Source organism: Paenibacillus sp. FSL H7-0703, assembly GCF_038003485.1.
GTDB lineage: Bacteria > Bacillota > Bacilli > Paenibacillales > Paenibacillaceae > Paenibacillus > Paenibacillus polymyxa_B.
In genome coordinates this window covers 2,776,465-2,797,575 of sequence record NZ_JBBOPF010000001.1, presented here as the reverse complement: position 1 = coordinate 2,797,575, position 21,111 = coordinate 2,776,465, and the positions used below count along the sequence as shown (strand labels likewise).

Sequence of the window (21,111 nt, the reverse complement as noted above, 5' to 3'; positions counted from 1 at the left end):
GGAGGGATTATGGTGTCTATACAGGCGGAGGAGGTCTTCACGCCGGAAATCATTCGTAAATCACCATCCAGTTGGTCTGTACTACGTCGTGAGCTGGTGCGTGACAAAATGTCCTTGGTTTCCATTGGCTTTGTAATTCTGTTCTTGATCTTTATATATGCCTCTGTCCTGTTTGTAAATCAGGATGTAGTCACGACGGTCGATTTGGGCGCGATCCGTGAAGCTCCAGGCTCAGTGCATTGGCTGGGGACAGATCGAGCGGGCAGGGATATTTTCGGTCAGCTGGTCATTGGAGCCCGCAATTCCTTCACCATCGGCTTTACGATTACATTGTTATCCGCGGCTATTGGCTTAACGTTAGGTTTGCTGGCTGGTTTTTATGGGGGACTGGTCGATAACATCATCATGCGAATCATTGATTTTATTCTGGTGCTTCCGTTTTTGATGCTGGTCATCGTATTTGTCAGCATTGTACCCAAAAGCGGCATAGGGTCCTTTATTTTCATTATGACTGCCTTTTTATGGATTGGGAAAGCACGTCTGATTCGAGCCAAGGTGTTGTCGGAGCGCGAACTGGATTATGTGCAGGCTTCCAAAACCCTTGGCACACCCAATTGGAAAATCATCTGGTTTGGCGTGCTGCCCAATCTTAGCTCGGTCGTGATCGTCAACCTGACCCTCAGCCTCGCGGGAAATATCGGGATTGAGACCGGGCTTTCTTATCTCGGCTTTGGCTTACCGGAATCTACTCCAAGCTTGGGTACACTGGTGAGTTATGCCAATGACCCGGATGTTTTGCAGAATAGCTGGTGGATGTGGTTGCCTGCATCACTGCTTATTTTGGTGTTAATGCTGGCGATTAACTTTATTGGTCAGGCGCTCAAACGCGCCACGGATGCCAGACAACGATTGGGTTAACCGAAGTTCAAGGATAAGGACAATAACAAGGAGGAATTTACAATGGTTAAACGCTGGAAAAAAGGGATTCTGCCTGTTCTATCTGCAATTTTGGTGCTTTCACTGGCCGCATGCAGCGGTTCGCCTTCCGCTTCAAATGGAGGGAAATCGTCTGACGGTACAGGCGGCTCAGGGTCCGACAGCAAGCAGGTGAATGCGACAGCGCTGGCGAAGGCGATCAAGAACGATAAGGCGCCGATTAAGGGTGGCATCATCAATTATGCACTCGTGTCTGATACCCCTTTTGAAGGTATTCTGAATCCTGTATTTTATGATGGCAATCCTGATTTTGAAGTCTTCCAGTTTTTCTACCCTTCTATGTTTTCGATTGACTCCAATCTAAATATTGACGATAAAGGGGCGGCGACGATTTCCTTTTCCCCAGACAATAAGGCTGTGACTGTCAAAATTGATCCCAAGCTGAACTGGACGGATGGTAATCCCGTAACGGCAGAGGACTATGCTTTTTCCTATGAAGTGATTGGTCATAAAGACTACGAAGGTCCGCGTTATGATAGCTTTATGACCAACATTGTGGGCATGGAGGATTATCACGCGGGTAAGGCCAAAACCATTTCTGGCATCAAGGTGCTGAATGAGAAAGAGGTTACCATTCATTTCAAGGAACCTAATCCTTCGGTGAAATCGGGACTGTGGTCTACACCACTGGAGAAAAAGGTATTTCAGAATATTCCCGTGAAAGATATGGCCGGATCTGATCCTGTTCGTAAAAATCCGATTGGCTATGGGCCATTCAAAATTAAATCTATGGTCACAGGTGAATCTGTGGAATTCGTCAAAAATGAAGATTATTTCCGCGGTGCGCCCAAGTTAGATGGCCTTCATCTGAAGGTGGTGAACCCGAATGTCATTACCGAGGCGCTGAAAAGTGGAGAAGTCGACTGGGCCAGCTATCCAACCACCCGTTACAATGAGGCCAGCAATCCGAAAAATGTACAGTTTCTCGGTCAGGAGGAATTATCTTATAGCTATGTAGGCTTTAAGATGGGCAAATTCGATCAGGCCAAGAGTCTAAATATCATGGACCCGAACGCCAAGCTGGCGAACAAGTCATTGCGTCAGGCCCTTGGCTATGCGCTGAATAATGAGCAGGTCGGCAAGCAGCTCTATCATGGGCTTCGGACTCCTGCGACATCCCTGATCCCGCCTGCCTTTAAGGGATATCATGATGTGAATGCGAAGGGCATTGCGTATGATCCAGACAAGGCGAAAAAGCTGCTGGACGAGGCAGGATATGTGGATACCAATGGAGATGGATACCGTGAGGACCCTAAGGGCAAGGAACTGGTACTCCATTATGCAGCAATGAGCGGGGATGCGACAGCCGAATCGCTGGCGAAGTTTTATTTGCAAAATTGGAAGGATGTCGGACTTCATGTCGAGCTGGTGGACGGTCGTCTGCTTGAGTTCAATTCTTTCTATGACCGTGTGCAAAAGGATGACCCCGGCATTGATATTTTTGGCGGCGCATGGAGTACAGGTACAGATGTAAACCCTAGTGGGCTGTATGGACGCGGAGCCAGCTTTAACTACTCGCGCTTTACCAGTGAAGAGAATGATAAGCTGTTGCAGGAAGGGGTGTCTGTGAAAGCCTTTGACGACAATTATCGTAAAGATATATACAATCAGTGGCAGGCGTATATGAGCGAGGAGGCACCCATCGTACCTACGTTATTCCGTTACTCGTTAGAGGCAGTGAATAATCGGGTAGCCAATTACGATATTACTCGTGGCAAGGAGTATGATGCAGACACGTTTGCGAATATTACGTTGACTGCGGAAAAAGCCGAAGTAGCCCAATAATCTAAAAAGCGCAATAACCTGAAGAAGAAGCGCGAACCGGATGGATCCGATTTTGCGCTTCTTTTGACCTTTTCATGCAATCATTCTGGGGATTCTCGAAGGGAGAGAAGGAAGACGGAAATACGTCAGCTTCAATACTTCATTGCCGTATGCGAGGAACTACATTTTACGAAAGCTTCGGAAAAGATCGGAATCTCCCAACCCACGCTTAGCTTGCAAATTAAGGCGTTGGAAGAGGAATTGGGCATGACGCTTTTTGACCGTGCAGGCAAGAAAATTAAAATGACAGATGCCGGGAAATTGTTGCTGCAACACAGTGCACATGCGCTCAAGGATTTACAGCAAGCAAAGGCTTCCATTGAGGAGTTGCGTACCGAGCAACGCGGGAGTTTGCGGATTGGTATTGCATTATCGGAGCTGGAGGAACCATTGCAAGAAATGCTTATCCATTTTCATCAGTCATTTCCTAGAGTCAGCCTGCACATCCATCCATCATTTGATGTAACAGAACAGCTGCTGGATAACCGAATGGATGTTGGCATTACGCTGCATTCGGGTACGGATGAAAGGCTTGTCCAGCTTCCTCTTCGTACGGAGAACTACTGTCTTGTTGTTCCGGTAGAGCATGTGTTTTCCAACCGTTCTTCCATTACGCTGGACGAATTGAGGCATGTATCGTGGGCGATGCAGCCAGAGTGTCATCCCGGCAGGAAGCTGATTGAGAAGTGCTTCCGGGATCGCGGGTATCCCTTTGCAACCGTCTTGGAGACAAATTCCATACCTTCAATCCTGCGCTGGGTGCAGGAGGGACTTGCCGTAACCCTACAGACGGAGTCCCTTGCGGCAGAATTGGATCGCTCACAATTTTGCACTGTACCTATTTTGTGCGGCGTGCTCCAGGGTCAGCTAGAGTTGATTTATCGGTCTGGCCGTTATCAGGGAGAAGCATTGAAGCGATTAATTGAAAAGATACAAGCTGTACTAACAGTGCGTTCCAACTAGTGGCAACGCTGATGAGTATCACGAACTTTAATGTGTACGAACTTCCAGCCTGCGTGCAATCAGTGACATACTGTAATTGACAGCAAAGTACAGGAAAGCTGCGAACAGCAGGGCTGGAATGACAAAGGATTGATTTTGCCCACCGACAATCTGAATGTTATGCGTCAGCTCCGGCAAACTGATAATGACAGCCAGTGAGGTATCCTTGAATAGGGAAATGAACTGGCTGACAATCGGGGGCACCATGCGACGAAGCGCTTGGGGCAGAATGATATGCCATAAGGTTTGAGAGTAGCTTAGACCGGAGGAACGTGCGGCTTCCACCTGTCCTTTATGGACCGAATTCAGACCGCTGCGCACAATCTCGGCGATCATGGCTCCCTCGAAGATCGACAGGCCTGTAATGGCTGCCCACTTGAGGGAAATCGACAATCCGATGGATGGTAAAACCATACCGATGAAGAAAATAATGAGCAATAATGGAAGATTGCGAATGAGATCAATGATAAAGGCTGCAACCTGTGAAATGACAGGTAAGCGAGTATAGCGCAGGATGCCGAATAAGATACCGAGAACGAAGCTGAACACGATAGAATAAATAGCAACCTCCAGCGTGAGCAGGAAGCCCTCCAGTATAAAACGCACATTAGGCCATACAAACAATCCACCGAAATCCATACGGGCTTCCCTCCTTAGGATGTTTTGGACAGACGCCGTTCCATATATAGTACAAGAAAGCTAAGCGGAACCGTCAAGATAAGATACAACAGCGCCGTGATGGCGTAGACTGTGATGGGCAGGAAGGTATCCGAGTTAATGAGGTCCGAGTAATACATTAGGTCCAGTCCGGCCACAATAGCCAGCACGGAAGAGTTTTTGACCAGGTTAATGAATTGGTTGCCGATCGCAGGCAGTACAATTTTGATGGCTTGCGGTAAAATAATGCTGATCATCGTCTGGTTGTAACTCAACCCGGAGGACCTTGCCGCTTCAAATTGCCCCTTGGGCACAGATTGAATGCCGGCACGTATGGCTTCAGCAATAAAGGAGGCTGTGTATACGGTCAATCCAAGCGTTCCAGATACGAATCCGTCCAAAGGGATGCCCAAAGTGGGAAGCCCGAGATAAAAAAACAGTACGACGATCAGCAATGGGATATTGCGGATGACCTCTACATAGACGGTACCGATCCAGTTCAGCCATTTAAAAGGCGCAATTCGGAGGATGGCAATAATAGCCCCCAGAATAAAGCTTCCAACCAAGGCAATGACACTAGCTTGAACGGTATGAAGCAAGCCTTCTCTGAAACGGTCGCTATGATCAAAAAGTACGTTGATATCAAAAGTAAGCATCTGCGAATTTACCTCCTTATCCAGACCTAAGAAAGGAAGGAGCTCGCAATCGCGGCTCCTTCACAAGAATACTATTCGGGTTTAACCCCAAGCCATTGCTCGTGGAGCTTATCGTATTCACCGTTGCTTTTCAGTTCCTTGAGCGTATCATTAATGGCTTGCAGCAGTTCGGGTTGTCCCTTCTTCACTGCAATGCCGTAAGGTTCCTCTGTGAAGTTCCCGCCTACAAGAGTATAATTCGGGTCTTGCTGCTGCATGCCGAGCAGAATAGAGTTATCCGTAGTCAAGGCTTCTCCTTTACCTGCTTTGAGGGCGTTGAAAGCATCCTGATAGTTTTCGAATTCCAATATCGTTGCTTCAGGTGCTTTTTCACGGATATTTTTGGCGGAGGTAGAGCCTTTCACGGCGAGCACCTTGGTTTTTGGGGTCAGAGACTCCAGCCCGGTGATGGGGCTCCCCTTTTTCACGAGCAGAGATTGCCCGGCGTTAAAATAAACGTCGCTGAAATCAACCTGCTTTTTACGTTCATCCGAAATGGTCATCGTCGCGATAATGGCGTCAATGTCCCCATTTTGCAATAAGGTGATTCGTGTTTTGGACGTGACCTCTTTTAGTTCAAGTTTGGTTTCATCGCCAAAAATATGTTTGGCTACAGCCTTAGCGATGTCGATATCAAAGCCTTCTACTTTTCCGCTAGCCGGGTCTTTCAGTCCGAACAGCTTGGTATCGTATTTCACACCAACGACCAGTTTGCCACGCTGTTTGATCGCTTCCAGCCCGTTGGCTGCTGCCGGCTCATTCCCCGACGTTGCCGCTCCTTCTTTGCCTCCACAGCCTGCCAAGACGAGCAGACAAGATAAAGCTACCAGCACCAAAGTACTCCATTGAAATCTTTTTCTCATCAGAACATTCCCCTTTCGATTTACGCTACATTGGTAGTCTGTTTAATGATGAATCAGACGGCTCAGGAACAGGCGAGCCCGTTCTTCACCCGGATTCTGAAAAAATTCGGCAGGTTGGCTGTCTTCCAAAATCTGTCCTTTGTCCATAAAAATCACGCGGTCTGCTACTTCACGTGCAAAGCCCATTTCATGAGTGACAATGACCATTGTGATGCCCTGATGGGCGAGCGAGCGCATAACATCCAGTACCTCTCCGATCGTTTCGGGATCAAGTGCTGAAGTAGGCTCGTCGAACAACATAATTTTTGGATTCATCGCGAGCCCACGGGCGATCGCGACCCGCTGCTGCTGTCCACCGGACAATTGGGCGGGGTAGCTTTGTGCCTTTTCTTCGATTCCGACGCGCTTTAGATAGGTGATGGCTGTTTGAGTAGCTTCTTCTTTCGAGATGCCCAGTACCTTCATAGGTGCCAGTACAATGTTTTCAATCACCTTTTTGTGTGGATACAGATTGAAATGTTGGAACACCATCCCGATGTTGCGGCGGAAGGCATTAATATCAATCTTTTTGTCATGTACAGGGACCTCGTTAACGATCAGCTCCCCATCCGATATCGTTTCCAGACGATTGATGCAGCGAAGCAGGGTGCTTTTACCCGAGCCGGAGGGACCGATGATTACGACGACCTCGCCCTCCTTAATTTGAAGATTGATGTCTTTGAGTACATGGAAGTGACCGTAATGCTTGTTGACATTGCGAAACTGGATCAGAGAGCTCACCCCTTTTAGGCTTGGATACATAGCTTAGTAGACGGATTGACATGATCAAGCTCTATTAGAATTTCAAAATTTCTCTCATGATACTATAAGCTTACAATAAAAAACAAGATTTTATGTCATAAAACTTTACGTGTATTATATTTTGGTATGTCCTTTTGCTTGTTAACTGCTATTTATATGATAAAATTAAATGAATATTCACAATTTAATGTTATTTAATTTTACATGGAATAATAGCGTTCGACATGCCAAGGGAGAAACGTGACAAAAGCAACGCTATGTTTTACAGTAGGGAAGAAGGAATTTAGGGTAAAGGAAGGTTAGACAATGACGAAAGCTATTTCACCGCTAGTAACGGCATTGGGCATGGAGCCCCATCCAGAAGGCGGCTGGTACAAAGAGATGTGGAAGGCCCATTTCCAAATTCCGAAGCCTGTACTGCCGGATGTGTATTCCGGTCCGCGCTTTGCAGCTTCGTCTACGTATTTCTTGCTACATCCGGGCGAGTTCTCCGAGTGGCATGTGGTCCATTCTGATGAGCTGTGGTTATATCATAGCGGAAGCCCTGTAGAGTTGAAATTGGGTGGAAGCGGAGAAGAGCCTGGTGAAGAAACTGTGATTATCGTCGGTGCGGATGTGGAGGCAGGACAGCATCCACAAGCACTCGTCCCAGGAGCAGTATGGCAAACGGCACGTCCGCTTGGGGATGAGCCCGTGCTGGTAACCTGTGTGGTTGCACCAGGATTCCACTTTGATGATTTCAAGCTGATTGCCAAGAATCCAACTGAATCATGATGTGAGCATTGGCGGGTGTATTTCTGTAATGAACAGGAATGGCCCGCCTGATTTATTTTTACTCATAGAAATAGGTACTTTAAAATGGCTTTAGGTGCTTAGTTTGGCCTGAACAATGAGACGATGGGTGGGGTTGACGAGAGGGTCACATGTAATCAGCGTGAGCAGCTTTTGTTTTTTGAAGCTTTTTAGAACAGACACGTCCGTAGGATCAACCACCTTCAGGCTATAAACGCTATATACATATTGGTTACCCCGAGTGTTGACAACAATCTTATCCCCAATCTTCAATTCATTTAGACGATTAAATAAACGTCCAGAGGTACGGGCTCGATGAGCAGCAATGGCGGCATTCCCCACTTGTCCTAGCGTCCCCGTTTCCGGCATATGTACAGCCGCGTGTCTCATATTTATCCTCGTTGCGCCTTCCAATACAGGGAGCTTTAAAGCAATACGACTTATACTAATAGTGGCTATGGGAGTTTGTTCATTAGCGCTTGCCATGGGAGCAGGAGGTGGGGAAGTATTTTGTCGTGCTTCACTAACCGGAACTTTCGTAAGACGAGTGGACAAGCGAGCATAGCTGTCTGTAAGACTGGCGGTTCTAAGCGCATCGCTTTTTCCTGATGGTAGCTCGGCTGCTTTTAATAGCTTGCTTTGTTCCTGATCCTCATTCCATTCCGTCGCTTTAGGAAACAAAATAAAAAGTAAGCCTAACACAATAAATACGTAGGAAAGTTTACGCAGACGCAGCAATCTCGCCTCCCCTAAGCAAAGTACGGATTATACATACTTTTTAAAAAAATGCCCCATTCCCGGCTCATTCCAATCGGGAATGGAATGAGCCGGGAGATCAGGGCAGGTGATCGGTTTTATTTTTTGTTTGTCCGTCTAAATTTCATAAATACGCCCCATATAACCATCGCTATGCCTGTCAAATAGAACGGAACGGGGCTGCTTTCACCTGTTTGGGGTAATTGATGTACCGCAGGTGTATCCTCCGGCTCTTCAGGTTCTTTCCCCGGAACCTTGAGACGGATCTTAGGTTCGGGATCGTCTTTCGAATCCACCGGAGGAGGATCTTGATGAGGCATGACGGCTGGCAGTTCCGGCTTCAGCGGTATAGGCGCAGGTTCCTCCTGCGGAGAGACTATGTCCTCCGGAGACTTTGGCAATGACGGAGGGACGATTATAGACGGAATATTGGGTATTTCCGGATCTTTGTCATGTTTTTTACCTGAGCCTCCAGACGGGGGGGAGGGGTTTGGATGAGTAGGCGTTCCTGGTCCTGAGGGATTCGTGGGGTCTGTTGGAGTTCCCGGGTCTACAGGTGGTTCAGGGTCGTTTTTCTTTTCTTTACGATTGGTGATCACAACCCTCTTTACGCCAGAGCTTTGTCGCAGTGTTGCGTCTATTTTGATCTCGAGCTTGCCCTCGGTAATTTTATAGCCCTCCGGTGCTGCCAATTCTTCCAAGATGTAGTCGTCATGAAGCAAGGAAGAAAAGATGATTTTGCCTTCCTGATTGGTGGTCTGAATGAGAGGGGCTCTTTTTTGACCTTTATCATAGAGCGCAAACTGTGCGCCAGGCAGTACCTTGTCAGGCATATCCTGATCTACCTTGGTCAGCTCAAGACTTTCGGTCACACCCCCGCCAGAACCGGAGCCGGAAGACGTTCGTACGATGATTTCCTGGCTGGTTTCCCGCAGTTCTGTCGTCAAGCGATCCCCCTCAAAGGCAACCTTATTACTCACCTTGGCTTTGTCTTCAGCATGAATGAACGATTGGTATTCAAGTATAAAAGCAGTGGAAATATCCTTAGCAAAAGTAAGTTCAAAAGTTTGCTGGCCTTGAGCATCTGTCTTGATATACAGCTTGTAATCTTGATTTCTAATCAACTCGGTGCCCTTGGTGGTATTTCCGTTGGCAGCGATGATTGTAGAGTACAAATGAAAGGAATCCTCAATTAAGATTTGATTGCTGCTAGGCTGATCTATAATTTTAGCGTTGGATACATGGGACTGTCCTTCATTGATGCGGATGCTCCAGTCAATCTTATTTCCATTTTGTGTACCGACTTTAGATACATATTCTCCGCCATGAGGTACCGTGACTTGCGCTGTCCATTCGGAGACAGTTTTTTGTCCATCTAGTAGAAGGGCTTGATTATGGATTTCCTTTTCAATCAGTTCTCCTTCCAATGAAGTTTGAAAGGTAATCCAGTAGGGAGTCTGTATCTTATTTTTGAACTGGATACGCAATTCATTACCATTTTGCTCGGAGGGAGGAATAATGGTGTATTGATCTGCTGGGATTTCAGCCCCTTTTTGTACGCCATCCCACCATCCCAGCAAGGTCATATCGTATACTTTTACGGAGGCGGGCAGTAACTTCTGACCTTGCAACAAGGGGTCTCTCACTTCCGCGTGATTCAGGATCTTGCGATTGTAGTTAGCTTTAATGTCCCAGGTAATGAGCTTGGAGGTCGCATTATAGCTTCCTTGCTTGGCACCGTTTCGTTGTGTCATAAAGTCCGGCCAGATCGGGCACTCCACTTCTTGCGATGATCTTTCTCCGTCTTCAAACTGGTATTCTATATGGGATTTATTACGAAACTCGGGCTTCGTTGTATCTGTTTTCCAATCATTATTATAGGTAGTTGAATACTTGATTGTATAAGCCTTCTGAATGGCTTTATGAAAAATGAGCGTAAATCCTTGTTTATAGTCCTGTGATAGCGGAATCAGCTCATAATCCGTGGGTGCACGTAGCTCCGTTGTTCCGTCAACACTTTGAATTTTCAGGGTGTCCGGTAACAAGGCCAAGCCCCCGTTTGGAAACACATCCTGAATGACAATATTTTTCATGATGTACAAGTCTGTATTGATGGTAATCACCCAAGGTATGATTTTGGTGTTGTAATTGGGTGTGTCATACATTTTAGTCATAACTCCGCTTATGATTTCCGTCGATACGATCTTCTGGGTTCCATCTGAGGTTATGATGTTTGTAACTTTTTCATTTTCATAGACACGGCCTCTGGCTTGAGTCTGGTATCGGATGGTATAGGCTGAATCTACGTCGAAGTTGAATTGAAGTTTGAAGCCGTTGCGGTCCGGATAATCAACTGGGATGACAGTATACGCCCACGATGGGAGTTCCTCCAGTGTGTTTCTCTTAAATACTTTCAAAGAACCGGGCAGCAATTCTTGAGTTTTATTGAAATGATCAATTAAAAGAGCTTTGGCTTCGGGAATTTTTGTCTCGCTGAAGTTATATCTTATGGCCCACGAGAGTGTTTGTGTGGCATGATCATATTTTTCAACCTTTTTGGACAAAAATTCACCACGTTCCACCTGAACAGTAGCGGTAGCAACAACGTTCTCTATCGTATCTCCTGAAAGCGTTGCTGTGTTGGAGAAACGAGTTTCATCGCCAATAATACGCGTGGAATATTGAATCTGATAGGCCGTGTTAATGCTATCGTCTTGAAAACGAATCACAAACCCTGTCCCGGCTTGATCTGCTTCAATGGCATATTCACTTGCATTCACTAGGTCTCGAACAACGGTCGAGCCGTCGATATTGACTTGTAGATGATAGAGCCGAATAGAGTCTCTTCTGAGTTCCAGCCCTGAAGGAATTGGATCGGTGATGAGGGCATGCTTTACGGTGTTTAGCTGTTTGTTCACATCAATGATCCAGTCGATCTGATTGGTGCCAGCTATTTTCCCTTGTTTGCTTAGGGTTGGCCCTGACTGGGGTTTTACATTCACGATGACCGTTTGTACCCCGCCTTTGATCGGAATCGCAATGATGATCTCTGTACTGCCTTTCACCGTTTCTTTCGTAAACTCGGTTTTGATTTGCAGTTTGCCGCTGACATTGGAATGATTCTCTACATATTGGTTAAAGGTCATGATCACCTTGCCCTGACGATCTACTGTGAAGTATCCCACGGTTCCGTCGGTAGTGACTAACGGAGATGAGATATCAGTGTAGATGACAAACTGTTCTGGTAAATGAAAGGTGAAGCTGTCCCCTGACTTATAGGTATTGTCAGGAAGCTCCCATGCATAGCCTAGTTGGATGGCTGATCCGATGTCGAATTGGCTGTCTGGACTATATACCGCATCAATGACACGCCCTGCTTCGTCGGTCAGGCTCAACTTCGTTAATATGCTCTGCGGAGCTGCATCATGTTGAGACTTTGAACTGGTTGCTCCTTGAACGAAGGGAACCGTGTTTGAAGGAATCTCCCTAGGAGGTTCAAGGTTTGGGACAACATATACAGCATCCGTAACGGTATGGTTAGGATCGGATACAGCACTCTGCGGCAGTTCTGGGACTGGAGCATCTGCGTAAGCCAGCGTTGCGCTGAAAAAGCTTTGGACAATGAGCAATAAGGCAATGATCATTACATTTATTTTTGTTCTCATGCTCCAAGTGATTCTCCTATTCATCGTAATATGGCAATGCTTCGGCGGTTATGTTTTTTCCTTCCCTCCTCCTAGTTCGAAATTAGTATATTCAGCATGCTAGGCTGACATGACTATCCCAATAGAAAAAAAGCCCTGATCATAGCGATCAGGGCTTTCTTCGAGAGAGGTAAAGCAATTTGTGATGGATCTATGTAAAAAAGACATAATAAAAAGCTCGTTCATCTGGTAGCTGGCTGCCATCTGGAAAGGAAGGCCCTATAGTTTTGCGTCACTGCCTTTCGACAGTTTTGCCATTAACTTGAATAGCTTGTGCGTCTATCATCTATCAAACTGATTTCATGTAACCTCTCATTTACAACTTGGAACGGTTCCCCCATTTTTTGCGGAAGGAATGAGGTGTTTCTCCTACATGCTCCTTGAATAGGTTAATAAAATGGCTCGTATTGGGAATCCCTACGTACCTTGCGATATCCACAATGGACATGTCACTGGTTTTAAGCCAGCTTTGAGCGGCTGTGATACGGACATTAATGAGATAATCAATCGGAGAGAAACCGATCTGCTTTTTGAAATTTTTAGCCAGATTAAACTTGTTTAATTCAAACATATCTGCCAGCGAGTCCAGTGTTATTCGCTCACAGTAGGACTGATCCAAATATTGCTGTACCCGACGTACTTCGCTCAGGGTTTCAGCATTCACACACGGATGATCATAGGGATGTTGCAAAATGCACGTTAGTATTTCACCAATGAGCCTGGACGTTAGTAGCTCAGCGGAAAGACTTCTGTCAGACTGCCCACAAATCAGAGCATGGAGCTTATCCAATATAATATGCGGATTATGCATGGAAATGACCGGTTTATTATGCTTGGCAAATTGTTCGTAAAAATTTTCAATCAGATTGCCATACAGGTACAGGCTGATAAACTCCCAGGATTCATGACCGGAGGTGCTGTATTGAACATATTCCTCGCAATTAATAAAGAACAAATCTTGAGGTTTTAAGATATATTTCTTGCCCCGGTACAGTAATTCTCCCTTACCAGACAACGTAAAGACAAGCAAAAAAGAGGAAAGTTCTTTCCTTTCCATCGTAAAAGCAGAAGTTTTTTGGAAGTAGCCTAATTCCTGGATATATAAAAGGGATTGCTTGGCAAAAGCGGAGGGAGTGCGTACAATTACGACCGGATCGCCATTCCAGAGGCCCACGTTGTTTTTTTGGTCTGTTGTCATATTCAATTCCTTTACAAAAAAGCAATTTTATCTAGCATATCTTGGTTTGAATTACCAATATATAATGGCTGATTAAACATGATTCCCTATTTATAAAAGTTTATTTTATCACATCAAATATGTCTATATAGCAAAATATGTGTTTGAATTTTATGGGAGTAACACTTTTTATGGATATTTAACCTGGTAATCCATATGAAAAAGTCGAATGCTGTTGAAAGAATCTGGGGTTATCATGGATTCAAATCCTTTCTGAGGTCCAATACCAAAAGGGTACTGAAAAAAGGTATCTTATGCCCATTCAACTTTCTTGTTCACTTCTCCTTTCGGTTTAAAAAAATTGGGACTTGGTTCTGATAAAATGGTTCGTAAGGCTTATTATTGAAAATAAGAGTTTGGGCCCAGTGCTGTGATTTTGTTCACAAACATGAATGTAAAAAAGAGAGATATATGCATAAAAAATTACGCAAAAAGTGCCCTTGCGCGTTTCATCAAAAGTGCTTTCAACTTTGGAAATGACACGGGCAATGATATGATGGGTAATACAGGTATAGTGCTTTACTTACTCGACAGTCAGTTTGGAGGATTACAGGATGGGAAAACCAAAAAACACGAAAACCGCAGCGGCTTGGTCGCTTGTTATTCTAGGGGCAGGCTTTGCAGCCACATTGCCCTTCCAGCAATATGGTTGGGCTCGTTTGTTAGCCGGAGCTTTTGAGGCAGGACTTGTAGGGGGACTGGCAGACTGGTTCGCTGTCACTGCTTTGTTCCGTCATCCGCTAGGCATTCCGATACCACATACCGCGCTGCTTCCTAAAAATAGGGACAAGCTCACAAATGCATTGGTAAGTACGGTGGAAAATAACCTGCTAAACAAAGACAGCATTGCGTCTAAAATTGCAGATATCCGTTTGGCCGATTTGGTGCTGGGCGGTGTGGAAAAAGGATTGCGCACGCCGGAGGCGGCGGCATCCATAGATGTTCTTGCCAAGCGGCTCGTCCAGTCGCTCCCGCTCGCGGAATTGGCTCCGGTCATCGTGGCAGAGCTCAAGCGGCAGGTGGCTGACTTTGACGCCGGACCGCTGCTGGAGGCGCTTGCTCGTCAGACCAGCGAGAAGGGCTACGATCGCCGCGCACTGGATTACACGCTGGAGCAAGCCGAGTCCTGGCTTTTGCGACCCGAAACGGGTTATACGCTGGGCACCTTAGGGATGCAGGCTGTTAGCGGTTTGCAGGTGAGCGGGCTGATGCAGTTTGCTTTGAACGCATTCCTCGGCTATCTGAACGAAGAGCGTATGGGTGAAATGATTCGTCATTTCCTGCTGGATCAGGTAGCAGAATTGCAAAGGGAAGAGCACCCGCGCCGTCAGGCTGTGCTGGATGGTCTGAGGACACAGGTGACCCGATTGGCGACGAAAGATACGGTTCAGGAAGGGTTGAACGGCTGGAAGGATAGCCTTGTTGAAGCCTGGGAAGGCGATGCGTCAGTGCTGGGCAAAATGGAAGAACTGCGTATACGCTTATTGGACTACATGGAAGACGGAAGCTATGTGCAGACCTATATTTTACCGCTATTGAATCGGATGCTGACTGATTTAAGAGGGAATACCGAGCTGCTGGACAAGATCAATGTGCGAATTGTGGAAGGTATTACTGGACTGGTGGAAGCCAACCATAGTCGAATTGGTAACTTGGTACGCGAAAATGTAGACAAAATGGATAACAAATCCCTGATTGCACTGATGGAGGACAAACTGGGACAGGATTTGCAGTGGATACGTATTAACGGCGCAGTTACAGGCTTCCTGATCGGCATTGTGCTGACAGGTATCCGTATGCTAATCCAATAGACCAGAAAAAGCTACAGATAGGGTTGTGGAAGCATGAGGCTTTGGCATGAACATTTAATCGACAAGTTACCCCGTCCGCAACTGCTGGGGCAACATCGTGAGTGCTGTGCCCTGCGCGGGAACGGGTGGGGCAAGCCACACGCCACCGTGAATTATGTGTTCGATTATCACCCCATGCTGCTGGTGCGCTATCATAGGCTCATTATGGACGAAATGAAAAGCAGAGGGTACAATGTTGATCCCCTGTGGGAACAGCCGTTGTATCGCGGTAAGCAGTGTGAGCCTTGGGAGGCGGAGCTGGGTGAGGAACTGGCAGGTGCGGGTGCATATGTGGAGCATGACGATGAGTATATGAAGGAGTGCCTGGACAACCTGGCTTCCAAGGGTATTTTAATAGAGATTGATGTGACCTAAAAAAGACGGGCTGCGGTATGTTCATCATTCAGATGAAGTGCCGCAGCCCGTCTTTTTTGATGCTTCAGTGTTTGGGGGAGAGACTCGAGATATTAGATTACAGAATCCAGCGGGTGACCTTTTCCAGTGGTTGTCTGGATTTTTCCCGCTTGGGTTCATGAGCGCGATAACCAAAGGCAGCAATGACTGAAATATCGAGCAGCCCGTTCTTCAGAAGTCCTTCTTCCTCCAAAATGGCATGCACCTGATCGTAGTTAAAGCCCTCAATTGGACAGGAATCAATACCGATCTGAGCCGCTGCTGTCATCATATTGCCTAAGGCAATGTAGGTTTGCTTGGAAGCCCAGTCAAATAACGTACGTTCGTTTTCCAGCAGACGTTGACTTTCACCCTGGAAAATCTTATAGCGGCCTGGCAGTGAGGCAAAGTCCTCCTCAGACATACCTTTAACCTCTTTATACATATACTCCACGTAAGGAGAATCATAACGAACATCCTTGCGCGCCAAAATCAGGACGACGTGGCTAGCCGCAGGAATCTGCTTTTGACCGCCGCTGGAAACTGCAGCCAGCTTTTCTCTCAATGCCTGATTTTGTACAACTACAAACTGCCATGGTTCAAAACCGACGGAGCTTGGAGAAAGTCGTCCGGTTTCGAGAATGAACTGAAAATCCTCTTCCGGTATGATGCGATTGGGATCGAATTCTTTCGTGGCGTGCCTGAACAGAAAGGCGTCCAGAATTTCCTGCTTTTTAGCTGATGTATTAGACATAAAATGTACTCCTTTGGGTATGGGTTTAGTTGGTACTCTATGGGTTTTCTGCTACTATAATGAGAGCTGATATCGAATATATAGTTATCATATAGAAAGTTTTTGCAGGGAACAAGTACGCACATATTTGTTCCTTGTCATACGTCTGGGGCTATTGGTTTACACATTCTACAGAAAGAAGGGGTATACATGGCACAGGAGATGGAACATGCAGTTAGCGTTAATTTTGGATGTCCGGTAGCGAAAACCGTCGGGGTTATAGGTGGCAAATGGAAGGGAGTCATCTTGTATCATTTGACTACAGGACCGCGGCGCTATAACGAAATTCGACGGACCTTGCCTAATATTACACAGCGGATGCTAACCTTGCAGTTGCGCGAATTGGAGAGAGATGGCATTGTGCACCGTGAAATTTATAATGAGAACCCACCGCGTGTGGAATACTCGCTTACCCCGTTAGGAGATACGTTAAGGCCGTTGCTGGATTTTATGAGAGACTGGGGGATCTTCTATGGAGAACAGGGTTGCGAGCCTGTGACGACAACTTCCAAATCAGGCAAGCACTTTTGTTAAAGGGGATGAAGAAAGCCCGCCAAATGATTTCATAGAAGACGCCTAAGAAATCATTAGCGGGCGGAATAAGGTCAGGTACACTTATTTAAACTCGATGGCTTCGTTCATCTGTGCCCAGGCTGTTTCTCCAATGATACCCAAGCGCCAGATAGCGATTCCTTTGAGGTCATAACGTTTGGCTAAACCGATCTTGGCGTTAACGGTGCTGTCTTTTTCGCTACCCATCGAAATCCCCAAAATGAGCTTGTCCCGCGAGGTTTCCTTCAAGGCCAGTTGTATGGCTTCATCCACTTTATCCAAAGGCTCAGGCGTAGCCTTTTGTCCGTAATCATAGGCCATGATGATCAGATCGTCCGCCAGATTGCCCAGCGTTTTGTAGTCATAGCCAGAGTAAGAGCTGTTCAGCGGATGCAGAACGACGGTGAGCTTGAGTCCAGCCTGATGCGCTTTGGCCGATAGCTTTTTAATAAAGGCGTTGTAGTCTGAACGCGCTTTAGCTTTATCGCCGCTCCAGCCCAATCCTTCCAGGTCTAGCGTAATGCCTTTAAATTGTTTGTCGGTGGCGGTGCTGACGATTTGGGAAATGGTCTGTTCTTGAAGCTGCGCATTTTCCAAAATCTTGGTCAGCTCGTGATTGCCATCTCCAGAATAGACCATCAGGTAAGGGGAAGTCCCCTGGCTGTCTGCCTCCTGCACAATGGACTCCGGTGTTACGGTTCCAGCGGCTTGAGGCCATTTGTATTCCTTGCCGTTTGTCGTAAATTGTCCGTTCGTATCAATTCGACTCCAGCCGAAGGCAACTGCGTTAAAATCCGGTATTTTGGATTTTTGGTCAAAGGAAGACAGCGCATAAAAGCCTACTGTATACATCGCTTCACGTGGCGATGTAATGGAGACCGTCCGTGTTCCCTGATTCCAGTTCACCGTGGCTCCAAACTGCTGCCCGAAAAAGCCCAGCGGAATCATGGTGCTGCCGCGCACGGTTTGCGGAGCGGCTGTTAGTTGAACCGTTTGTCCGTCCACTGTGGCATTGCGGCTACCCATCTTTAGAACCACCTGCTTCGTAGCAGAGCCTTGCGCTTTGGTAGCGATGATGCTTTGGCTAGCTTGATCCCATTTCACTGTAATGCCGAGAGCCTCAGAAATAGCGCGAAAGGGAACCATGGTCGTGCCGTTCATCATGGCAGGTTGTACGGGGAATGGTAACGGATATCCGTCCAGCATAATGCTGACCTTACCGGTCTCTGCTTGTGCCAAAGGGCTGTAGAAGCCCGCTGCGGTACTCAGAAAAATAGCACTAGATAACAGAGCCTTATTTACGATTTTCATCCTATGATCTCCTATGCTCAATAGATTGCAATGCTATCATGTTAGAATCGTGAGGGTTCTATCATTTTACCAAAAAAATGATAGAAAGGTGAATGTGAAATAATAGGATGAGATGAATCTAAGTATGTATTTAAGCTGAATATTAATCGTTTTCTTTCATACTAAAAAAAGCTGACCCCTTTAACTAGGTGTCAGCTTTTTCTTTTTAAAACGATCTTAACCTTATACGTAACCCAGATTACTTGCGGCGCTTGAGTGCAATGCCGATAGCTGCGGCACCAAGAACGACTGCAATGATCGATAGGACCAGTGCTGTCGTTTGTGCAGCAGAGCTGGCTGAAGCAGAAGCGGCAGGTGTAGCTTCTACAGCATTGTTCGAAGCAGGTGCGGGGCTGCTGCTATCTTTAGCCGCATCTGTGCTCGTATGGCCTGCTGCCGTGCCCGCCGAATCGTGTCCGCTGTCTGCGGCAGGAGTTGCGGACGTGGCATCCGCCGTGATTTCAGTAATGGAATGTGGATTTTTACTTCCTTCGTCACCTGTCCATTCCACGATACTTCCGTCACTGTAATATTGGAAGGCGTCCCAGGGTGCTGTGGTATTTTGGTCTGCATTTTGCGCTACAAAGCTGAAACGCTGATACTGACCCGCTTGAATGCCGTCTTTTTCAGTCGTCCAGGTCACGGTGGTTACTTTGCCAGTGCTGTCTTTTTCGGTGGCTACTTTCCAATCCGGTACAGGCTCGTATTGTTTGAAAACGACCTCTTTCGGAATTTTCAAGGCGACTTTGGTGGTTGGAATGTTTTTTTCCACGGGTACTTTCAATGTGTACGTTTCCCACGCATTAGGTTGTGAAACAGAAGGCTTGACTGTCACGTGTGCACTGGCCATACCTGCAAAAAGTAAGGCACCAGCTGCAATTATACTCACAGAGGCCGCAAACCTGGAAAATCTGGATTTTGCTGTTTGAATCGTTGTATTCATATTCAATTCGCTCCTTTTAAACATAAAATAATTATTTTTTACCGCCTACATGCAGGGTGAATTCAGCATCAACCGCATCGAGTGATGCCGTCAGAGCATGTACTTTTACCGCCCATGTTCCTTCGGAGGTCATCAATTCCTGACTGCGGGATGGTTGTTGCTGCTTCACGGGTAGAACAAACTCCTGTTGATCTTGGTCAGGGTCTGCTGGAGTGAGCGTTAATGTGACCTGCTGGATTCCCGAAACGGCAGCACCTTTGCTATCCTGAACGGATACCTTGAATTCATTGCTGCCCACAGCATTGGGGCTGACTGCCAGCGTAACGTTGTATCCGCCCGTAGTGCGAGTCTCCTCAAACGGTACAGCAGGTGCCTGGCCGGGTGACAGGTGAGTGAGCACCGCAGTCAACAGCATCACGAGCAGGCCGACGGACACCTCGGCACGCAATCCCCGGGCGGCTTGCTTGCTGGGCGCCGCTTGCCTTGCGCTGCGGAACTGGCTGGCCGCAAAGGCCAGCATGACTAGCAGCAGCGCTGCCTTGCCGAGCAGAACGAGTCCATAGGACGTGTTCAGCAGCATGGAGGGAGCCGGAATGTACAGCACGGCTCCATATATACCGGTGGCAAGTAGCGCTGCCACCATAGCAATGCCCCAGCCGGCAAAGCGGCGCAGGGCGGCTTGCCGCAGAGTTGCTCGCTCGGATACGGGCAACTCCGCTCCGGCAACAGGCAGGCACACGACCATGACGGCAAGTGAGCCGATCCAAAAAGCTGCTGCCGCGAGATGGACAAAGTCCGCCGCAATGGCCGGAGCTGGATGGGTAGCCGCTGCCGGATGACCGACAAAGGCTTTGGAAAGCATGAGGCATAGCGTTAGGAGGGCTGAGCTGTAGCCCCAAAGACGGCGCTGGCGATCCGAAATGCTGTAATCCAGCGCGTAAATTAGCGTTACGCTTAGGAGCAGCACGAGAATCATCTGGATAAACCAAATTTGCCCGGCTCCAGTAAACTGGAGAGCTTCTCCCAGAATCGGGAGTGAGAAGCCCTCTCTGATAGAAACCCCGGCATCCCATGAAGCCTGAAGTGGCAGGCTGATCAGAATGGCGGCAGACGTTATGCCGTAGCCGCTCCATAGCAGCTTAGTCCAGCGGGGCAATGTGTCAAAGGGCCGCTGATTTTGCTGATGCTGTTCACTTCGATTCTTGTCTTGGCTTATGCTCGGTAAGATGAACAGCCGGAAACAAATCGCTCCAAAAAGCAGCGATAGTCCTATGTAAAGAAACCAACGGACAGCAATTAAGTCGATTCGTGATGTCCCTGAGCTTTCAGATGCCATAGCTTGATGAGTAGGCGCATTGAAACCGCTACCTACTTGAAATGGAATGACTCCATTAACCGGATGTCCGTCTGCGGATAAAGCTCTCCAATTGACGGAGTAAATTCCATTTTTCATCCCTGGAATCAATTGGATTTCCATGGTGGCTTTATGATTCGGGTTGAGCTGTGCTTTTCCTGTGTCGACCCGCTTGCCTGTTTCGTCGGTCACTTTGATCGACATGAAAGCAGATTGCAAATCTTCATTGAAGGTGATGGTCACCTGAGAAGGCGACTTGTCCAAAACCTGATTTTCGGTCGGACTGGATTCAATGACAAATGCATGAGCCCACGAAGAGTGAGGAAACAGGATTAGAAGGGGGAGACACAGCAATAAAAGACAAGCCACACGGGCTGGTCTGGACAGGTACAACATGCCTGTGAAGTCACCTTCTCTCGATTACTTGAAGCGAGGATATCCCCATTTGTAACATTTTATACGGACAAACCCATTCCTATCTTAATCATAGTGCATATAGCGTGAATAGATGGAGCGAATTATGACATTTATATGAAATTTGAAATAATA

18 protein-coding genes, 1 pseudogene and 1 riboswitch are annotated in these 21,111 nt (G+C 47.1%); of the genes and pseudogenes, 8 read left to right on the top strand and 11 right to left on the bottom strand.

Features of this window, described 5'->3' with window-relative positions:
* Positions 1 to 9: 9 nt before the first annotated feature.
* The 4 genes and pseudogenes from MHB46_RS12230 (at position 10) to MHB46_RS12215 (ending at position 3,783) form a co-directional block, all read left to right on the top strand.
* On the top strand, positions 10 to 918 hold the full coding sequence (locus tag MHB46_RS12230) for an ABC transporter permease (protein ID WP_341162467.1): 909 nt from the start codon (positions 10 to 12) through the stop codon (positions 916 to 918).
* A 42-nt stretch (positions 919 to 960) separates the two neighbouring features.
* Complete coding sequence (gene opp4A, locus MHB46_RS12225) at positions 961 to 2,781, top strand: oligopeptide ABC transporter substrate-binding protein (protein WP_341162466.1); 1,821 nt, start codon at positions 961 to 963, stop codon at positions 2,779 to 2,781.
* A gap of 63 nt (positions 2,782 to 2,844) precedes the next feature.
* Positions 2,845 to 3,021, top strand: a pseudogene (locus MHB46_RS12220) (LysR family transcriptional regulator); the annotation flags it as partial.
* Positions 3,022 to 3,027: 6 nt separating this feature from the next.
* The gene (locus MHB46_RS12215) at positions 3,028 to 3,783 is read left to right on the top strand and encodes a LysR substrate-binding domain-containing protein (RefSeq protein WP_341163736.1); all 756 of its coding nucleotides are present in this window, start codon (positions 3,028 to 3,030) and stop codon (positions 3,781 to 3,783) included.
* Between the two features lie 27 nt (positions 3,784 to 3,810).
* Here MHB46_RS12215 and MHB46_RS12210 read toward each other — a convergent pair whose 3' ends face one another.
* The 4 genes from MHB46_RS12210 to MHB46_RS12195 form a co-directional block, all read right to left on the bottom strand.
* Positions 3,811 to 4,461, bottom strand: a complete 651-nt coding sequence (locus MHB46_RS12210; protein WP_039270255.1) for an amino acid ABC transporter permease — start codon at positions 4,459 to 4,461, stop codon at positions 3,811 to 3,813.
* Between the two features lie 14 nt (positions 4,462 to 4,475).
* Entirely contained in the window at positions 4,476 to 5,135 is a 660-nt protein-coding gene (locus MHB46_RS12205) for an amino acid ABC transporter permease (protein WP_165178775.1), read from the bottom strand.
* 71 nt (positions 5,136 to 5,206) lie between these two features.
* Positions 5,207 to 6,037, bottom strand: a complete 831-nt coding sequence (locus MHB46_RS12200; RefSeq protein WP_165178776.1) for a transporter substrate-binding domain-containing protein — start codon at positions 6,035 to 6,037, stop codon at positions 5,207 to 5,209.
* Positions 6,038 to 6,079: 42 nt separating this feature from the next.
* Entirely contained in the window at positions 6,080 to 6,817 is a 738-nt protein-coding gene (locus MHB46_RS12195) for an amino acid ABC transporter ATP-binding protein (RefSeq protein WP_061831951.1), read from the bottom strand.
* Between the two features lie 327 nt (positions 6,818 to 7,144).
* Here MHB46_RS12195 and MHB46_RS12190 point away from each other — a divergent pair, with 327 nt between their 5' ends.
* Entirely contained in the window at positions 7,145 to 7,612 is a 468-nt protein-coding gene (locus MHB46_RS12190) for a cupin domain-containing protein (RefSeq protein WP_013308442.1), read from the top strand.
* 90 nt (positions 7,613 to 7,702) lie between these two features.
* On the opposite strand, the gene MHB46_RS12185 is transcribed toward MHB46_RS12190, so the two are convergent.
* The 3 genes from MHB46_RS12185 to MHB46_RS12175 all read right to left on the bottom strand — a co-directional run bounded on the left by MHB46_RS12185 (position 7,703) and on the right by MHB46_RS12175 (position 13,288).
* On the bottom strand, positions 7,703 to 8,368 hold the full coding sequence (locus tag MHB46_RS12185) for a class D sortase (RefSeq protein WP_341162465.1): 666 nt from the start codon (positions 8,366 to 8,368) through the stop codon (positions 7,703 to 7,705).
* Positions 8,369 to 8,484: 116 nt separating this feature from the next.
* Complete coding sequence (locus MHB46_RS12180; RefSeq protein WP_341162464.1) at positions 8,485 to 12,051, bottom strand: collagen binding domain-containing protein; 3,567 nt, start codon at positions 12,049 to 12,051, stop codon at positions 8,485 to 8,487.
* Positions 12,052 to 12,275: 224 nt separating this feature from the next.
* Positions 12,276 to 12,356: riboswitch (cyclic di-GMP riboswitch) on the bottom strand.
* 50 nt (positions 12,357 to 12,406) lie between these two features.
* Positions 12,407 to 13,288 carry an AraC family transcriptional regulator gene (locus tag MHB46_RS12175; protein ID WP_341162463.1) on the bottom strand — a complete coding sequence of 294 codons (882 nt, stop codon included), beginning with the start codon at positions 13,286 to 13,288 and terminating at the stop codon, positions 12,407 to 12,409.
* 593 nt (positions 13,289 to 13,881) lie between these two features.
* Between MHB46_RS12175 and MHB46_RS12170 the strand changes: the two genes are divergently transcribed.
* Positions 13,882 to 15,138, top strand: coding sequence for a DUF445 domain-containing protein (locus tag MHB46_RS12170; RefSeq protein ID WP_341162462.1), 1,257 nt, complete (start codon positions 13,882 to 13,884; stop codon positions 15,136 to 15,138).
* 33 nt (positions 15,139 to 15,171) lie between these two features.
* Complete coding sequence (locus tag MHB46_RS12165) at positions 15,172 to 15,552, top strand: TIGR02328 family protein (protein WP_341162461.1); 381 nt, start codon at positions 15,172 to 15,174, stop codon at positions 15,550 to 15,552.
* 97 nt (positions 15,553 to 15,649) lie between these two features.
* Here the strand turns inward: MHB46_RS12165 and MHB46_RS12160 are convergent, their stop codons facing one another.
* Entirely contained in the window at positions 15,650 to 16,324 is a 675-nt protein-coding gene (locus MHB46_RS12160; RefSeq protein WP_341162460.1) for an NAD(P)H-dependent oxidoreductase, read from the bottom strand.
* 189 nt (positions 16,325 to 16,513) lie between these two features.
* Here MHB46_RS12160 and MHB46_RS12155 point away from each other — a divergent pair, with 189 nt between their 5' ends.
* A complete protein-coding gene (locus MHB46_RS12155; RefSeq protein WP_023986690.1) occupies positions 16,514 to 16,897 on the top strand; it encodes a winged helix-turn-helix transcriptional regulator in 384 nt (127 codons plus the stop codon).
* An 81-nt stretch (positions 16,898 to 16,978) separates the two neighbouring features.
* On the opposite strand, the gene MHB46_RS12150 is transcribed toward MHB46_RS12155, so the two are convergent.
* The 3 genes from MHB46_RS12150 to MHB46_RS12140 form a co-directional block, all read right to left on the bottom strand.
* The gene (locus tag MHB46_RS12150) at positions 16,979 to 18,226 is read right to left on the bottom strand and encodes a stalk domain-containing protein (protein WP_341162459.1); all 1,248 of its coding nucleotides are present in this window, start codon (positions 18,224 to 18,226) and stop codon (positions 16,979 to 16,981) included.
* A gap of 238 nt (positions 18,227 to 18,464) precedes the next feature.
* The gene (locus MHB46_RS12145) at positions 18,465 to 19,208 is read right to left on the bottom strand and encodes a YcnI family copper-binding membrane protein (protein WP_341162458.1); all 744 of its coding nucleotides are present in this window, start codon (positions 19,206 to 19,208) and stop codon (positions 18,465 to 18,467) included.
* 31 nt (positions 19,209 to 19,239) lie between these two features.
* On the bottom strand, positions 19,240 to 20,958 hold the full coding sequence (locus MHB46_RS12140) for a copper resistance CopC/CopD family protein (RefSeq protein WP_341162457.1): 1,719 nt from the start codon (positions 20,956 to 20,958) through the stop codon (positions 19,240 to 19,242).
* Positions 20,959 to 21,111 lie beyond the last annotated feature (153 nt).

What these genes read in the sequence shown, in the direction of transcription:
- MHB46_RS12190 (WP_013308442.1), top strand. Translation starts at nt 7,145, where the DNA reads ATGACGAAAGCTATTTCACCGCTAGTAACGGCATTGGGCATGGAGCCC.
- MHB46_RS12200 (WP_165178776.1), bottom strand. Translation starts at nt 6,037, where the DNA reads ATGAGAAAAAGATTTCAATGGAGTACTTTGGTGCTGGTAGCTTTATCT.
- opp4A (WP_341162466.1), top strand. Translation starts at nt 961, where the DNA reads ATGGTTAAACGCTGGAAAAAAGGGATTCTGCCTGTTCTATCTGCAATT.
- MHB46_RS12160 (WP_341162460.1), bottom strand. Translation starts at nt 16,324, where the DNA reads ATGTCTAATACATCAGCTAAAAAGCAGGAAATTCTGGACGCCTTTCTG.
- MHB46_RS12175 (WP_341162463.1), bottom strand. Translation starts at nt 13,288, where the DNA reads ATGACAACAGACCAAAAAAACAACGTGGGCCTCTGGAATGGCGATCCG.
- MHB46_RS12170 (WP_341162462.1), top strand. Translation starts at nt 13,882, where the DNA reads ATGGGAAAACCAAAAAACACGAAAACCGCAGCGGCTTGGTCGCTTGTT.
- MHB46_RS12155 (WP_023986690.1), top strand. Translation starts at nt 16,514, where the DNA reads ATGGCACAGGAGATGGAACATGCAGTTAGCGTTAATTTTGGATGTCCG.
- MHB46_RS12210 (WP_039270255.1), bottom strand. Translation starts at nt 4,461, where the DNA reads ATGGATTTCGGTGGATTGTTTGTATGGCCTAATGTGCGTTTTATACTG.
- MHB46_RS12230 (WP_341162467.1), top strand. Translation starts at nt 10, where the DNA reads ATGGTGTCTATACAGGCGGAGGAGGTCTTCACGCCGGAAATCATTCGT.
- MHB46_RS12150 (WP_341162459.1), bottom strand. Translation starts at nt 18,226, where the DNA reads ATGAAAATCGTAAATAAGGCTCTGTTATCTAGTGCTATTTTTCTGAGT.
- MHB46_RS12205 (WP_165178775.1), bottom strand. Translation starts at nt 5,135, where the DNA reads ATGCTTACTTTTGATATCAACGTACTTTTTGATCATAGCGACCGTTTC.
- MHB46_RS12215 (WP_341163736.1), top strand. Translation starts at nt 3,028, where the DNA reads ATGACGCTTTTTGACCGTGCAGGCAAGAAAATTAAAATGACAGATGCC.
- MHB46_RS12145 (WP_341162458.1), bottom strand. Translation starts at nt 19,208, where the DNA reads ATGAATACAACGATTCAAACAGCAAAATCCAGATTTTCCAGGTTTGCG.
- MHB46_RS12180 (WP_341162464.1), bottom strand. Translation starts at nt 12,051, where the DNA reads ATGAGAACAAAAATAAATGTAATGATCATTGCCTTATTGCTCATTGTC.
- MHB46_RS12140 (WP_341162457.1), bottom strand. Translation starts at nt 20,958, where the DNA reads ATGTTGTACCTGTCCAGACCAGCCCGTGTGGCTTGTCTTTTATTGCTG.
- MHB46_RS12165 (WP_341162461.1), top strand. Translation starts at nt 15,172, where the DNA reads ATGAGGCTTTGGCATGAACATTTAATCGACAAGTTACCCCGTCCGCAA.